This window comes from Candidatus Saccharimonadales bacterium (genome assembly GCA_039928925.1).
In the GTDB taxonomy this organism is placed as follows: Bacteria; Patescibacteriota; Saccharimonadia; order Saccharimonadales; family Saccharimonadaceae; genus UBA6022.
This window is the reverse complement of record JBDSSF010000001.1, coordinates 300761-315633: the sequence shown is the minus strand read 5'-3', so window position 1 is coordinate 315633 and position 14873 is coordinate 300761. Positions and strand designations below refer to the sequence as shown.

Annotated in this window: 14 protein-coding genes and 2 tRNA genes; 6 read left to right on the top strand and 10 right to left on the bottom strand. The window is 42.3% G+C overall.

Annotation, left to right across the window (positions count from 1 at the left end):
• Nucleotides 1-189: 189 nt before the first annotated feature.
• The 3 genes from ABIS22_01660 to ABIS22_01650 all read right to left on the bottom strand — a co-directional run bounded on the left by ABIS22_01660 (nt 190) and on the right by ABIS22_01650 (nt 3143).
• Nucleotides 190-1197 (bottom strand): DUF4238 domain-containing protein, encoded by a 1008-nt coding sequence (locus tag ABIS22_01660; protein MEO7740602.1) that lies wholly within the window; start codon nt 1195-1197, stop codon nt 190-192.
• On the bottom strand, nt 1198-2115 hold the full coding sequence (locus ABIS22_01655) for a hypothetical protein (protein ID MEO7740601.1): 918 nt from the start codon (nt 2113-2115) through the stop codon (nt 1198-1200).
• Nucleotides 2116-2255: 140 nt separating this feature from the next.
• Complete coding sequence (locus ABIS22_01650; GenBank protein MEO7740600.1) at nt 2256-3143, bottom strand: hypothetical protein; 888 nt, start codon at nt 3141-3143, stop codon at nt 2256-2258.
• 44 nt (nt 3144-3187) lie between these two features.
• On the opposite strand from ABIS22_01650, the gene ABIS22_01645 reads away from it, so the two are divergent.
• Complete coding sequence (locus ABIS22_01645) at nt 3188-3541, top strand: hypothetical protein (GenBank protein ID MEO7740599.1); 354 nt, start codon at nt 3188-3190, stop codon at nt 3539-3541.
• A gap of 10 nt (nt 3542-3551) precedes the next feature.
• On the opposite strand, the gene ABIS22_01640 is transcribed toward ABIS22_01645, so the two are convergent.
• Complete coding sequence (locus tag ABIS22_01640) at nt 3552-4076, bottom strand: hypothetical protein (protein ID MEO7740598.1); 525 nt, start codon at nt 4074-4076, stop codon at nt 3552-3554.
• 238 nt (nt 4077-4314) lie between these two features.
• Here ABIS22_01640 and ABIS22_01635 point away from each other — a divergent pair, with 238 nt between their 5' ends.
• Genes ABIS22_01635 through ABIS22_01625 form a run of 3 tightly spaced genes read left to right on the top strand, consistent with a single transcriptional unit; the run spans nt 4315 to nt 5753 of the window.
• The gene (locus ABIS22_01635) at nt 4315-4899 is read left to right on the top strand and encodes a hypothetical protein (protein MEO7740597.1); all 585 of its coding nucleotides are present in this window, start codon (nt 4315-4317) and stop codon (nt 4897-4899) included.
• A 53-nt stretch (nt 4900-4952) separates the two neighbouring features.
• Complete coding sequence (locus tag ABIS22_01630) at nt 4953-5594, top strand: hypothetical protein (protein ID MEO7740596.1); 642 nt, start codon at nt 4953-4955, stop codon at nt 5592-5594.
• A 6-nt stretch (nt 5595-5600) separates the two neighbouring features.
• Nucleotides 5601-5753 carry a hypothetical protein gene (locus tag ABIS22_01625; GenBank protein ID MEO7740595.1) on the top strand — a complete coding sequence of 51 codons (153 nt, stop codon included), beginning with the start codon at nt 5601-5603 and terminating at the stop codon, nt 5751-5753.
• A 1757-nt stretch (nt 5754-7510) separates the two neighbouring features.
• Here ABIS22_01625 and ABIS22_01620 read toward each other — a convergent pair.
• Both ABIS22_01620 and ABIS22_01615 read right to left on the bottom strand, forming a co-directional pair.
• A tRNA-Leu gene (locus ABIS22_01620) sits at nt 7511-7596 on the bottom strand.
• Nucleotides 7597-7637: 41 nt separating this feature from the next.
• Nucleotides 7638-9260 carry an FAD-binding oxidoreductase gene (locus ABIS22_01615; GenBank protein ID MEO7740594.1) on the bottom strand — a complete coding sequence of 541 codons (1623 nt, stop codon included), beginning with the start codon at nt 9258-9260 and terminating at the stop codon, nt 7638-7640.
• A gap of 103 nt (nt 9261-9363) precedes the next feature.
• Between ABIS22_01615 and ABIS22_01610 the strand changes: the two genes are divergently transcribed.
• Nucleotides 9364-9448: transfer RNA gene (locus ABIS22_01610), tRNA-Leu, on the top strand.
• A 273-nt stretch (nt 9449-9721) separates the two neighbouring features.
• Nucleotides 9722-10024 carry a hypothetical protein gene (locus ABIS22_01605; protein MEO7740593.1) on the top strand — a complete coding sequence of 101 codons (303 nt, stop codon included), beginning with the start codon at nt 9722-9724 and terminating at the stop codon, nt 10022-10024.
• 155 nt (nt 10025-10179) lie between these two features.
• Here ABIS22_01605 and rsmD read toward each other — a convergent pair whose 3' ends face one another.
• The 4 genes from rsmD to tyrS are packed head-to-tail and all read right to left on the bottom strand — an operon-like array spanning nt 10180 to nt 14843.
• Nucleotides 10180-10728, bottom strand: coding sequence for a 16S rRNA (guanine(966)-N(2))-methyltransferase RsmD (gene rsmD, locus ABIS22_01600; protein MEO7740592.1), 549 nt, complete (start codon nt 10726-10728; stop codon nt 10180-10182).
• A gap of 2 nt (nt 10729-10730) precedes the next feature.
• Nucleotides 10731-11540 carry a hypothetical protein gene (locus ABIS22_01595; protein ID MEO7740591.1) on the bottom strand — a complete coding sequence of 270 codons (810 nt, stop codon included), beginning with the start codon at nt 11538-11540 and terminating at the stop codon, nt 10731-10733.
• Nucleotides 11541-11550: 10 nt separating this feature from the next.
• A complete protein-coding gene (gene recG / locus ABIS22_01590; GenBank protein MEO7740590.1) occupies nt 11551-13584 on the bottom strand; it encodes an ATP-dependent DNA helicase RecG in 2034 nt (677 codons plus the stop codon).
• Between the two features lie 44 nt (nt 13585-13628).
• On the bottom strand, nt 13629-14843 hold the full coding sequence (gene tyrS / locus ABIS22_01585; protein MEO7740589.1) for a tyrosine--tRNA ligase: 1215 nt from the start codon (nt 14841-14843) through the stop codon (nt 13629-13631).
• Between the last annotated feature and the right edge of the window lie 30 nt (nt 14844-14873).

Below are 14873 nucleotides of genomic sequence, written 5' to 3'. Positions count from 1 at the left end.
AAGGAGACCGCTAGGCCTCTGTTTTTATTGGTACAGCACCGTGCAAGAAGTTGTAACCTGCATTCACAACGACATCATCAATTCACAGGTGTTGGTATAGACATTACAGTTTGATCTACCCACCCCCGTTCCAGCTTGGCTGCTAGGTTCCATATTCAAATACATAATATAGCGAAGCATTAGAACCTACTATCTCATTGGTTTTTTGCGTAACAAAACCCCACTGTAGTTATTCAAAAATCCAATTTCTTGCATATCCATGCCTGTAGTTTCTGTGAGAATCTTTTGACCTAGTGCCTCACCAGCATATTCACTCGTAAGAGATGGATGCGAATATACTTCCATATAGCTATTGCGCTTTACATACCAATTTATCATTTTCGCAGTTGATGGGTTGGCGTTTGTGTTAACCTGCTCTTTGATTCCAAAGTCAGTGGAAAGCAAAAGTGCGTATCGAACATTTAACGGAAATATTATTTCATCCGCATTCATAAACCCAGTACCCATCCAGCTTTCCCTTATCTGTCGAAGTATTACAGGATGATCACCTGTCAGTAAAACAGGATCGTCATAATACAGGAGATGCCAACCGTATCTTGCAGTCATAATATCTGCAATATGCGGTAGACTCTTTATTATCTGTCGATACCACATCGTACTGTTCGGAATTATCTCGTTGTCGTGAAGTGATTTAATGACCTTGTCACGATATGCAGCAACCGAATCATTATCATTTTTTTCACCTTTTTTACCGAGATAAACACCTACCTTTTTAGAATCATTGGCCATATTAAATATTTCAATGGCTTCAAATCTTCCCGCCTCCGCTTCAAATCGTCGCTTAGCCTCTGGCGTACGTAGATACTGTAACGCCATATATTCCGCGATTACTTGACGTTCATTCTGTCGTGGAACATAAGGTAGTACTGATGTCATGTTTCTTATGATTTTTATTGCTGGTGATTCCACTTTTTCGGCAAATATATCTTCAAGTATTCCGTCCTTGTCGCCATTTTCTCGCTGTATCGTATATAAGCCTCTTTCATTTGCAACTGAGGATGTACGTTGAGTTATCCTTACGGTACCATCTTCACGATTAATTACATCAATTTTTTCGTTTACAGCAAATCCATTCAGGTATGCTTTTTGAACATAGTGATGCCGTGATTTTGATTTGTCCGATCTGTCTTTTGTCATTTATATTGGCCATCCGCTTGAAGAGGCATCTTTTGGTAATTTTGCGTGCATCTGTAATATTATTTTCTTCACTTCATGCAAGTTTACTCCGTCATCAGATTTGTACATTGCTACTGAATTTTTGCCAAAGTCGGTAACAGTTGGGTCATGTTCATATCCGGTGTTGGTTGTAACAACTACTATTTTCTTTTGTTCATGTAAGCCAATCTTTTTCATCATTGCTTCCATGATTTCATTATATTTTTGTGCGGGTCCAGGAGGTAAATCTGTATCCATAAAAATCACATACTGATTCATGGTCTTTTTCTTTAACGCTTTTCTGAGATTTTTTTCGATTGCTCTCACTTCAATCTCCAAGTCGTAGTTAATTCTGCCCGTCCTGTCACGCCGCTTTGCTTCAAAATCAATAAGTACCTCTTTCCCATATGCGGTAAATTCAGGTCTGGATGGTTCAGTTAGCCAATCAATCTTATAACCTGTGCGCGTTACCGCAGCAGCCATAGTGATTTCATATATAGCACCCCTCATCTCACCATCATTAGTAGACCTTAACCTTTTAATAATTCCTTCTGGTAAAGAATTTTTTGCAACCAGCTGCTCCAGATCCGATGCCAGATATATGAGGTATGCATCCGCATTGGTTAGTATAAAGAGGCTTGTCTCAGACTGGACTTTGTCAATATGTGCTTTGTACATCTTTCGTAATACAGAGTCATTATTGTCGTCGTTCAAAAACTCCTTAGAAAAAACCATTGTATACACCCCAAGTATCAAATACTGGTAGTAAGTCCATCGATATGGAACTGTGAATGAAGATTTTCCAAGTGTAATTCGACGAACTTTACCATCGGCAGTATAGGACGGGTATTGCCTTGTGGGTATTTGGTTCTCTTTGGCTTTTGTTCTCTCGATTCTCATGCGCCTATTATCCCACACTTCGATTATTCAGATATTCTCAAATCATACAGTTCCTGTTTGTTGTGTGTACTGCCGAATGAAACACAGACAATGATAAAACTATACTCGAACGAGTGAGTTAGCCGTTACGGATCCCTAGCTTAGTGTTTTTTGTCTTTATTTTTCTTACGGCCTGGACGCACAGGGTTGCGCTGAGCAGGATGCGGCACACCCTCTCCAGGCTCGACAATGACTTTTGTTGTAGCGACGTTTTTCAGGTTTTTTATTTGCTGATGAACAGGTGTACCAGTTTCACGCGCAATTTTATACATAGCAATTATTTCATCGACATCAATAGTTTTACCTTCTTCGGCCATGACAATCGTACTGGTATTGAAGGCTGCATTTTCATAGTCTTCGGTGTATTTGAAGGTTTTTAATAGTTCGCCAGTTTCAATATTGTCAACTGTACTTTGCATTCCGGCTCCAAAGCCTTGGTTACGTTTGAATTGAGGGTTTTGACCAATATCAATATCGAACATCCAAAGTTCATAGTCGTTCATTTTGATATGACGGTCACTATAGTTATGGAATGGCTTGCCATCAATGCGCATTTGAAAGTGGTAATGCGGTCCATGATTTCCGTCTTTACCTTCCAAGCATCCTTGTGCAAATGAAAATGACCATTCCAGTTGACCATGTTTAATTGTGAGAGCGCGCAATTTTGTTCCGTCGTGCTCCTCAACTAGGTCATTTATGTTCATAAGTGGACTGTGTGAATTTGCATACCATCGAAGATATGCTTCGATGCGGTCATAAGTGAATATCTCGAATACAGATTTCATGTGTTTTTTTCGAAAACCCGGTGGCATTAATAACCAATGCATACATGGCTCCATTTCATCAAAGCTACTCAAAGGTTCGTCGCAAATTCCGCATTCACCACGCGCAATATGTTCTTTGAAATCTTTAAAATCGCGCTCTGCTTCTTCGTGAGAGCGATTAGTAATTTCATCCATTTCTTTCTGTGATAGCTTTTTTTGTGTCATATCATATATAATACGTCTTAACAAACGATTGAGAAACCAAAACCATGATAAAACACATTACTCCACGCCAAACGACATACATTACAGCGTACAGCAACCCCGATAGCCCATCATTTGGTAATTCATATCGCAGCGCATTACAAGCAGGCTATTCGGATCAAACAGCACGGAATATGACACATCTTCAACCTGAATGGTTATCGGAAAATATCGGTAAATTGTCGGTTATAAAACCAGATGAAATCATGCAGCGATTAACGGATATTATTCATAACGAAAACGAGCCTACAATAGTTCGTCTAAAAGCCGTCGAGATGGCAATGAAGGCATATAGCATGTTAGCTCACACGAGAGAGAAGCCAACAGAAACAGTTTTGTTAAACATCAATCTGATGTAATTCACTACTACTATTCATTAGTGGGAATGATTTTGTAATGCTCCTCTATGAGCTTCCATTCATGGGTCGTGTTTTCGGTTATGAACATATCAAGCTGGGTCATGAATAGCGGATCACCCTTGACATTAAATACAAGTTGATTGATTTTACGGGAGAATAAGCCTTGTGACCGTGCCTTAGTTCTGTCGTCATTATCAAAATTAATGTCTACAATAAAATCCTTAACCAGGTCAAACAACCAATCTTTCTCTACCTGTAAATATTCACTGGCAAGACGCAAAATCCAACCGTCCACTCTTTTACCCTTAAATATAGGCAAAGAGAATAATGGCATTATGTCGAATGCAATTATCCATGCTTCAACATAGTTCATTGCTTGTCGACTTAAGAAAATTTGCCGCTTTTTGTCCTCGCCAAATTGCTTAACCAATATCATCTCAAGTGTGCCAAGTATTTCATCGCGCCTTTCCATGTAGTTTTCCATGTAAATAAACGCTACTTGCTTTGCTTCAATTGTCTTCTTCCGTCGAAACATTCCATCTCCTTTTATGACTAAGACTACCGTGCTAGGCAAACAAAAAAGCCCACCGCCAGGACGGCCTAAGCCGCCTACACCGTTTCCGGTGCAACCAACGACAAGAAGGCTCTGACGATGAGCTGTTTCTTGTCGTTGGATTTGTTTTGGCCATACCTTCGCTTGCGCGTGGCTTTAGGTCAAGTGGACATGCCACATGTGCATCATTATACAGGACATGTGATGGTATCATTGATTCATGACAAAAAAAGGTACCGGTAGGAACGAACCCATAACTGACCGCGAGCATTTTCTTCAGAACGTCCATGACGACCCTGAGTTTCATTATGATGCGAAGATTGTCTATGAGTGGAAGCGACGCCACCCCACAGATCATTCACGACTTTATGAAATATATCTGGGGTTCTCAGAAAGATGGGGACTGAGTATTGACGAATTTCGTCATTTGGCTTGGGCACAAACTCTACCTGTTGGCACTTCTAAACAAGGGGTAAAAATTGGCTATGACATCAAAGAAAATAAGACAACCATCGTTCTTGATGACAATGCCACAGAAGCGCAACTTATGCGCGCCTGGCGAACGATACAAACCGCACGTAAGTCTGGTACTAAAAAACCTAAAGCGAAAGAACCTGCATACCCTTTCGTAACATATGCTGTTTTCAAGGGATTACGAGCCGGAAGATCATACAAGCAAATTCATGCCGCATTAACAGATGAAGATTCGGACATTTACGACGAAAGGATAGCTCGTCTTTACCCACATTATGCGGAAATGAGGCTGTATTATAACCGACACCAACCGAAAAATCGTAACATTTAAACAACTCTTTAAACGTTACGGGTGAAATGGCCATTATGTTCAACAATTGACATATGCCTACTGTAAACCAAACTGATACAAATGATTCCAATAAACCAATTGAGTACCTGGTTAATGGCAATCGTACACAACTGTCCACATACACAGAAAACCAATTGAATACTGACGTTGAAGCAGTTGATAAATTGGCTGATAAATTGGTCGATACCTTTGATAATGCGCAATGGCGAACGTGGTATTGTGGGGTTATTAATCAATTCGGTACGGAACGCGTAGAATACTGGTTGCATACCGTTTTAACAGGCAGGCGAGTTAATAATCCAGGTGCTTTGTTTGGTATATACGTGAAAAATGCACGTGCCAAAGAAGGTCAGTATATACCCAAATCATACCAACCTGGTGTTGAAATAGACTCGCGTATCTTACAAGAACGACGTCAAAATGAATATCGTAAACGTGCAGAACAAGTTGCACGACATGATTACGAAGCCGATTTTCTTATTCCCACGTCATCGTACATGCGAAACGAAAAGATGCAACGTGATCATTCTCCCACCCTCGAAGAGATGGATAATTTTAGTCACGAACAATACACCAAGGACTTGGACGAAGCGTATCGTAATTTGGATACGCAACCTAATGCTAACGATGCACATGATCCCATAGCTGAATATCTGAAGGACATCCCTTTTTAAGGTTTTATGCGGTTGAATGACGAAACAATAAAAGAATTTCAAGCGATATACTATCGTCAGTATGGAGTTCAATTGAGCGATGATATCGCGAGCATCGAAGCATCAAATCTAATAGCACTTGTCGCTGGATTACAACCACGAGAGCTTAACAATGATTAATAATTGCATTACAATAATACATGTTGACACTGTACATATCTGGCGCGAGCCTTTTGTTTTCCGTCTGAAATGGCGGCTTGGTATCGGAAAATGGCTTCGTGCTATGTACTGTGTCAACAACCAAGCCGCCTTTTTAGTTGGAGAAAGCCATGCATGATAGAGATATAAGTAAATTACGTTTTGTGATATATGCACGTAAGTCTACTGAAGATGAAGATAGACAAGTTCAGTCAATCGGTGACCAGATTGATATTATGCGTAGTATCGCATCTCATCGTGGCATTACAATTGCCAATGACGCCATATTGTCCGAATCCAGATCTGCTAAAATACCCGGCCGGCGACAAGAATTCGACCGACTAGTTGAAATGATTCAGTCTGGAAAAGTTGATGGTATTCTTTGCTGGAAGTTAAACCGTATTGCTCGAAACCCTCTGGAATCGGGTCTGATTCAACAACTTCTTATAGAGGGTAGACTGAAGATGTTTGCCACAGCCGAACGTGATTATTTTCCCGAAGACAACGTTTTGATGTTTACTGTCGAAGCGGGCATGGCCACGCAATTTAGCCGTGATTTGCAACGTGATATCAAACGCGGCATGAGTAGCAAGGTAGCAAAAGGCTGGTTACCGCATCTTGCACCTATGGGGTACTTAAATACGACTGACCCTCTACGTGGAAATATTATTGTGCCTGACGATGAACGCTGGCAGTCATACAAACAATTATGGACATGGGCAATGGATCCATCGTTGACAATTAGCGAGATAGCTCGCAAAGCAGACAAAGAGTTAGGATTGAAATCTATCCAAAGAAGGAAGCGGGGCGGAACTCCACTAAGCGTGTCTGGGGTATATGCAATGTTTCGCAATCCCTTTTACTATGGCATGCTCAACTTCAACAAAGAGTTACATCCAGGTCAACATTTGCCTATGATTACGAAAGTTGAATTCGATAAGGTACAGGCGCGATTAAGTAAAATAAGTCATCAACGGCCTATGATCGAACGTGGTTTTGATTATTTCAGTGTATATCGTGGAATGATCCAGTGTGGGGAATGTGGCTGTTCGATCACTTATACAAGAAAAATACGTAAATACAAAAACGGCAATGAGCAGGCTTTTGAATACATCTATTGCACCAATAAACGACAGAATTTTGATTGTCCGAATAAAGTAAAGTTAAAGCCGCAACAATTATCCGACATGGTAAAAAATGAGCTATCACGATATACAATCCGTGATGAGTTTTATCAGTTCGCAATAAAACACCTAAACCAATGGAATGATGAGCAAGAAAAACAGCGTGAAACAGTCCGCACAGCGCAGCAGAAAGCCCTTAACGACACTGAGGGGGAAATGTATGGTTTACAGCGCATGCTCTACACTGGACGATGTGATGAGGTGTTCTATGACGGTGAGAGGAAAAAGATTGAGCAGCGACTCAAGATGTTACGACAACAATCTGAAAATACGAACGATACTGAAAGACATGTTCACGAGGAAGCACGTGAGTATTTCGACCTAGCAAAATATGCAAAATCAGATTTCGACAGTAACGATCCGATCAAACAACGCGAAGTACTGTCAAAACTCGGCGAACGCATGATCTTTGCTAATGGAAGCATACGAATTCAACCCATTAAATATCTTGAACCGGTTCAGACTATGAAACAGACGATGGTGACCGCACCGATAGATGTCGTAACCTACTCTGACAAGAGAAAGAACGTCGCAATAAACGACGTTCGTTCTGTTTGGTACACGAGAGAAGACTCGAACTTCCACATCCCAAAGGACACTAGCACCTGAAGCTAGCGCGTCTACCATTCCGCCACTCGTGCATACCAAAAGTATAATATCCGAGCGAAAGCTTTATTTCAACCTAGTTATAGATTGAGTAGTCGGCGAACTTACTTGTGTCATAGTCTGGACGAAGATGAGATACAAGGTCTTTCATATCGGTCGATTGTTTGACACCCGGATTCAAAATTCCATGCGGGTCGAAAATTCGCTTTACTTCATTAAAGACGGCAAGAATGTCATCATCAAGTTGTTTATGGGCAAAACGTGCCTTCAAACGACCTTCACCATCCTGGCCGATCAAGTGACCGCCGTGGTGTACAACAAGATTTGAGTATTCATCAAGTAGTTTAAAGACTTTTTGTTTATCACCCACTTTTTTAAGCTCTAGAAGGGGCCGTGTTGAGTAGACATTTTCTATGGGACGACCATAGAGAGGCAATGAAACACGATGCTTTTCTGCGAGCTGTCTTGCCGCTATTGAGAAATCTTCAAATCGCTCCCACGGTACATAGGCACCATCAAATAGTGGTGGCGATGATATATCCTTTTTATTCGGATTAACCCTAAATATCGTAACTTCTCTTAGAGCGAGGACTGCGGCTGCTTCAGTGTCTAGTCCGGTCAAGAGTTTAACTGGTAAATTTTGTGCCCATTTTGTTAACTTCTTGAGTTTCTTTGCCCTAGCACGATCACTAAAGTCATCAAAACCTATGATCACGACTGCTTTTGTTATTGTCTCATCGTAAAAATCATATTTTTTGCCGCGTTCTAATGCGTCCGCAAATAATTCACCATCATAGAACTCTAAGATAGTCGGATCGTACTTACGCAGTTGATCGACAGCGTCCCGAGCTTCAGTAAGATCGCCAAACGAGATTGCTGCTGCTGCCCACTTATCACTGACAAAATCAGTCTTTAAAATAAGCTCAGATACAATGCCAAGTGTCCCCTGACTACCAACGATAAGTGGAGTGAGGTCAAACGATCCGTCATGTTTTTTAACTTTTGCGAGCGATGTATATCCAACATTATCTCGGACATTTTCAGGCGCATTATTATCAATAAGAACTTTGTTGTCTTCGATGAGATGATCTAGTTCTCTATATATTTGACCTTCGAAGCCTTGGAGACCTTTTTTCTTGTTTAAGTCTCTTTTTGAAAGTCTCCCTGTCTGTAGCATGTCCCCACTAGCAAGTACAACCTCGAGTTGATGAGTCCATTCTCTGATGTCACCGTACTTGCCAGATAATGGGCTTGTAGCGTTGTTACCGACAGCACCGCCAATCGTTCCGTAGGCAACGTTTGAAAGCGGCGGAACGGCCATGCCTTGCAGAGACAAAGCATCGTTAAGACTTTTGAGGCTAAGGCCAGGTTGAAGTCTAATTAGCTTCTGTTTTTGATCAAATTCAAATAGGCTATTTAGATGGGCAGTTGTTGCAATAATAATACCGCTACCGATTGCTGCGCCAGTAAGGTCACTTCCGTCACCACGAACTGTTAAAGGTAAGATATGTCCTTTTTCAGCAAGCTGCCATGAGAATCTGGCTATTTTGCGAATATCGCTCGATGATCGTGGATATACAACCATTTCAGGCTTAATACTAAGGACACTGAGATCAGTGCTCATATGACTAAGGGTTGCTGGATCAGTCGAAACCTCACCTTGAATATGCTCCTGTAGGTACGTCGCTACTTTACTCATAACCCTCTCTGTCTCCCTGATACTATCATTTTTATATCATAGCACAAGCACCATACTTTTGTGAGCTTTATCTCTCAGACTATCTTTGATATAATAGTTGAACGCGCGAGTGGTGGAATTGGTAGACACGCTAGCCTTAGGAGCTAGTGCCTCCGGGCGTGAAGGTTCAAGTCCTTTCTCGCGTACCATAGAAAATAGAGACCAAATGGTCTCTATTTTCTATTTCAAGTAAAATATAAATGTAATCTATTTTTATCATCATCACGCCACTTTGATGGAGCCACACTTGTATTTTTTAGATGTTGATGCTACTATAGATCTATAACAGTCCTACGTTATGATCGCACCCCTAAGAGAAATCTTGGGGGCTGCTTTTTATATACTACTTTTGCTAACTTAATAATTCTGTGGTTTAATACATACTACCTGCTAACTGCAGGACTTTAGAGGCGGGAGATCGTATGTTCGGTTACAAGCTCGTCCGATCGGGGCAGTCCAGCTGCTACACGATCAGAGAAGCATTTCCGATGGTCGATGTCATCAAGTTCCATCATCAGGGAGATCTCCTCGAAGAGGAGTTCGTCGTTCTCGATGACAACGTCTTCCCTAACGGTGAGTCGATCACCTTCGAGATCTACGAAAAGTACTGGTGGTTTGGCTCCTGGCGCAGAGCTAAAGCGGTCGTGGTGACCCGACAGGGCAACACGAAGCTGAGCCTCTACAGGCTGGAAGATCTCACCGTCAGAGTCACATCCTACAAGTAGGCCGACGACCTGAGCGATACCTGGCTCTTGGTGGTGCGAGATGGCCCCCGCCTCTCGTATCCAAATGCGTTGATGTTATCGACGACTTTGGATACGTCATAAGTCTGTAATCCCTCGAAATTTCGAGGGATTATTTTGAGTCATAAAAAAAACGCCTAAACAGCGCTATCACGGCGGTAGAAGGTGAGTACCGCGTTTCCATAACTACGATTGTCCACCACAACAACTCCGTTTTTGGTTGGCAACTCACCCCTACCTGGATGTGATAATATCATATATCCACTTGGTTTTAATAGTGCAAATAATTCTGATACTGTGGAAAACTGTGTGTCATGATAGGGTGGATCAGCGAAAATAATATCGTACTTTTGTACGTCATTTTTTTGTAACCAACTACCAAGACTCGACCTGATAATGTTTGCCTGATCAGCTGCTCCGAGCACTTCAATATTACGCGCGAGTACTTTTTGTGCTATACGATCACGCTCAACAAATGTCACCTTTTTCGCTCCACGACTTAGCGCTTCTAACCCGACAGCACCCGTACCCGCAAATGCGTCGAGCACAGTGGCATCTTTTACTAACTGACCCAAACTATTAAATAGCGCGTTTCGAATTCGCTCACTCATTGGATGTGTTTGAGAGCCGTCAGGTGCCTCAATTTGGCGACCACCATATGTCCCGCTTATGATTCGAATGTTCATATCTATTTTTTGGCTTTAATCGTTGCCTGATACCAACCAAGTACAACTGTTTTAATAATTTCAGGTATAAGCGTTTCGTTTGTTTCAATCGCTAGGTGCCGAGTCCAGCCAAGTCGGCCAAACTCTTCATACATTTTCATATGAGCCACACGCTGAAGAGCTTCGTGAAACAATGCTTCAAATCCGTCACTTTGAAGTCGAATAATATCATTTTGAGATGGACCAGCATCCTCAAAACGTGCTGAAACGATCGTTGTCGCAACGCCCATTTCGAATGCAAGGTGTGTCGTCATGACTCCCTTAGCACCCCAAAATTCCCAGTTATTACGTAGTTGTTCGCGACGATTTTTGCCAGGAATGACAAGTTTATCTTTTGTCGATGTACGCGTTTCAAGTCCTTCACCGCCACGAAGTTCCTCTAATTTTTCTTCAAGTGGGTAGTGATGAGCTGGCGTGAGACCATCTGTAATAGCATGAGCCATCCATGCAGCTTCAAACGCAGCACGTTCATTGTTATTGTCACGCAGTGCGACAGATAAGTTCTCGATGTGGTCGAGAATCATAGTAATAAGTTCACGATCTGATCCGTTTGATGGATCAACGTAGTGCCACGGCTCGTCACGTGCAGGGCTTTTGCGTTTGATACCGTCTGGACCATTTAATCCTTCGAAATGAAGGATGTCGTGAATAACTGGAAAATGAGCCTCCCTTGAGAGGTACGGCTTGATGTGGCGACGAGCGACACGATCAATCTTTTGATGCACACCCATCAATAGACCAGATTTTGTACGTAGTGTAGTTCCAGAATACATAAATTTGTGTTTAATTTAGCGTCGTTAACCTTTGATATTTAGACACTTGATCAGCTAACTGTTTATATTGTAGCAAATCAGCACCACTTTCGACGAATCGACGAGCTTGCTTTTGTGCTCTTGCAATTAGCTTCGTGTCACCAAGAGTTGCAATTTGTAGGTTTAAAGCCCCGTGCTGCGATCGCCCATAGATCTCGCCCGGTCCACGTAGCTTCAGATCAACCTCGGCAAGATAAAAACCATCATTTGATTTTTCTACCTCTTTTAATCTTGCTGTTGGCTTGCTGCTATCGCTCATAATTAGATAACAATAACTTTGATGTGATGAACGCCCGACGCGTCCACGTAACTGGTGCAGCTGGCTGAGACCAAATCGATCTGCGTTTTCAATGAGCATAATGGTAGCATTTGGTACATCAACGCCCACCTCAACAACAGTTGTACTCACAAGAATGTCTATATCACCTCTAGAAAACGACGACATGACTGCTTCTTTTTCTTCAGATTTTAATTTGCCATGCAGTAACCCGATACGACGATGTTTAAATACTGAATTTTGCAGCTTCTTGAATTCAGCCTGTACACTCTTTATTTCATTATCTGGGTTATCATCAATCAATGTACAAATAACATATGCCTGCCTGCCGCTAGCGATTTCAATATCAACTTTATCGTATAACTGAGCGCGACTATTGGGAGACCAGATTTTAGTTTCAATTGGCTTTCTGCCTTTTGGCAGTTCATTGAGAATAGATACATCTAACTCTCCATAAACTGTTAGCGCGAGGCTACGAGGAATTGGCGTCGCCGTCATCGCAAGTAGATGTGGCATGTGCTTGGATTTTTTAAGTAGTTCCTGTCGCTGAGCAACTCCGAATCTATGTTGTTCGTCAATGACAACGAAACCAAGTTTATTAAAGTGTACCGTTTCTTGAATAAGGGCGTGTGTCCCTACGACAACATCAACTGAGCCATTATATATCTGCTCATAAAGTGTTTTACGTGCGACACCTTTTACGCTACCCGTAAGTAAACCTACTTTTACATCGAATGGTTCAAGAAGTCTTGAGAGCGTCTCAGCATGCTGCGTTGCGAGGATCTCAGTCGGTGCCATGAGAGCAGTTTGAAATCCTGCGTGGGCTGCCTGCCTGGCCGCAAGACCAGCAACTACTGTCTTTCCCGACCCGACATCACCCTGAAGTAAACGGTTCATGGGCACTTTGCGCTCAAAGTCCTGAATAATTTCCCATGCAGCCCGGCGCTGAGCTCCGGTTAACTCAAATGGCAATTGCTTTACGAATCCCGCAACGATTGATTGATCAAATGGTATGTGCCATCCAACAAGCGCTGCATTTTCTTGTCGGTTGAACTGACTCGCAAGAAGTAACTGAAACAGTTCCTCGAAAGCGAGTCTTTCCCTTGCATCTTTGATATCCTGGGCTGTTTTTGGAAAATGCATCCCAAGAACAGCATTGGATCGTGTTAATAGTTTCTCGGATGTAACAATGTTATCTGGAAGTGTATCGGGTAGCATTGTCATGAGCGGGCGTAGCTCAGCTAAAATCTTACGCACAAGTGGGCTCTTTAGCCCTTTGATTGCACGGTAGACCGGGAGTAGACGATCGGTTTGTACGGGCATGTCACTAACTTTTTCCGCACTCGGGTTAGTAAGTTGATATCTATTGTAGTTAAATTCAAACTCGCCAGAAAAATAGAATTCGCCTTCTGACTTCGCAAGCTGCGTTGCTCTATATGGCTGATTAAACCAAACTGCTTGTAGCTTACCTGTGTCGTCAGCAAGAGTTGCAGTTGTAATACGCAGCCCACGACGAACTGGTCGAGTGGCAATTTTTTCGCATCTCGCTTTAATGGTCATCTTACCTGGAGTTGCATCGATAATTGATACCACCTCCGAGAAGTCCTCATGCGCTCGGGGAAGAAAATCGATAAGATCCCCAACTGTTCGTAGACCAGCAAGAGCAAACTGCTCACCGGTCTTTGGACCGATGCCTTTAACCTTGTCGAGCGATGTTGACATGTTCATGACTGCTACTAGTGTAACAAAGAGCCGCATTTCCGCCAGGCGGCTTAACGAACAAGGATAAAGTTATTTTTACCTTTTTTAAGAAGTGATAGTGCCGTGATTGCATGATCAACGGTCACTTTTTCACTATTCACTGACACCGCACCACTTTCGATTAGGCGTCGTGCTCCACCATTACTTGTCGCTGCTCCAGCTAAGATAAGCGCCTCTACGACAGACTTACCAGCATCGACAGATGGAATCTCTGCTGCGAGTGCGTCTAGATCGTCATCACTGAGTGCATTTACTTTTAGATCTCCAAAGAGAACATTAGTCACACGCTCGACAGATTCCGTGCGAGCCTTACCGTGAACTAGTGTCGTCACTTCATGCGCGAGCGCTTTTTGAGCATCACGAGCGCCGGGATTACTTTGGTGCTTGCTCTCAAGAGCTTCAAGCTCGTCTTTACCAAGGATTGTGTATACCTTAGCATAATCGATAACTCCAGCATCATCGACGTTAAGCCAGAATTGATAAAACTGGTAAACACTTGTTTTTCTAGGATCAAGCCAAATAGCACCACCTTCGCTCTTACCAAACTTAACGCCTGTTGATTTATTAATAACGAGTGGTATTGAGTATACGTGTGCTTCTTTACCATCCATGCGACGTATGAGATCGACTCCAGCAAGTGAGTTGCCCCATTGATCAGCTCCACAAAGTTGCAGAGTAACATTATATTCTCTTGATAAATGAACGAAGTCATACCCCTGAATGAGTGAGTAGCTAAACTCAGCATAGCTAATGCCAGCACCGCCGTCACCAAGCCGTGACTGTACGAAATCACGACCAAGCATTTGACTCGTTGGGACATTTTTTCCAACGTCTCTTAGAAAATCAATGAAATTAATATTTTTGAACCAATCGTAGTTATCGACAATTGTGAAATCTTTACCTGCAAAAACCTGGTTATACTGCGCTGCAATCCCAGCCTTATTTTTAGCAATTTCATCAAGGGTTTTTAGGTTTCTTTCATCTTTTTTGCCATCAGGATCTCCAATAATACCCGTAGCACCACCGACAAGCAGATATGCCTTATGCCCATGATCAATAAAGTGTCGAACCATCATTGCTGCAGCTAAATTACCGATAGTCATACTATCAGCACTTGGATCCACGCCAAAATAAAAAGAGATAGGCTTACCGTCAAGTTCAGTTATGTCGGTAAAAGTCATTTGATTTACAAACCCACGCCAGGCTAATTCTTCGGAAAGTGTCATTTTATCTCCTATCTGTCATTACCTGTCAGT

Bases quoted from the DNA above. Each gene is read 5' to 3' on its own strand.
- ABIS22_01660 (MEO7740602.1), bottom strand. From the start codon at position 1,197: ATGACAAAAGACAGATCGGACAAATCAAAATCACGGCATCACTATGTT.
- ABIS22_01655 (MEO7740601.1), bottom strand. From the start codon at position 2,115: ATGAGAATCGAGAGAACAAAAGCCAAAGAGAACCAAATACCCACAAGG.
- ABIS22_01650 (MEO7740600.1), bottom strand. From the start codon at position 3,143: ATGACACAAAAAAAGCTATCACAGAAAGAAATGGATGAAATTACTAAT.
- ABIS22_01645 (MEO7740599.1), top strand. From the start codon at position 3,188: ATGATAAAACACATTACTCCACGCCAAACGACATACATTACAGCGTAC.
- ABIS22_01640 (MEO7740598.1), bottom strand. From the start codon at position 4,076: ATGTTTCGACGGAAGAAGACAATTGAAGCAAAGCAAGTAGCGTTTATT.
- ABIS22_01635 (MEO7740597.1), top strand. From the start codon at position 4,315: ATGACAAAAAAAGGTACCGGTAGGAACGAACCCATAACTGACCGCGAG.
- ABIS22_01630 (MEO7740596.1), top strand. From the start codon at position 4,953: ATGCCTACTGTAAACCAAACTGATACAAATGATTCCAATAAACCAATT.
- ABIS22_01625 (MEO7740595.1), top strand. From the start codon at position 5,601: ATGCGGTTGAATGACGAAACAATAAAAGAATTTCAAGCGATATACTAT.
- ABIS22_01615 (MEO7740594.1), bottom strand. From the start codon at position 9,260: ATGAGTAAAGTAGCGACGTACCTACAGGAGCATATTCAAGGTGAGGTT.
- ABIS22_01605 (MEO7740593.1), top strand. From the start codon at position 9,722: ATGTTCGGTTACAAGCTCGTCCGATCGGGGCAGTCCAGCTGCTACACG.
- rsmD (MEO7740592.1), bottom strand. From the start codon at position 10,728: ATGAACATTCGAATCATAAGCGGGACATATGGTGGTCGCCAAATTGAG.
- ABIS22_01595 (MEO7740591.1), bottom strand. From the start codon at position 11,540: ATGTATTCTGGAACTACACTACGTACAAAATCTGGTCTATTGATGGGT.
- recG (MEO7740590.1), bottom strand. From the start codon at position 13,584: ATGAACATGTCAACATCGCTCGACAAGGTTAAAGGCATCGGTCCAAAG.
- tyrS (MEO7740589.1), bottom strand. From the start codon at position 14,843: ATGACACTTTCCGAAGAATTAGCCTGGCGTGGGTTTGTAAATCAAATG.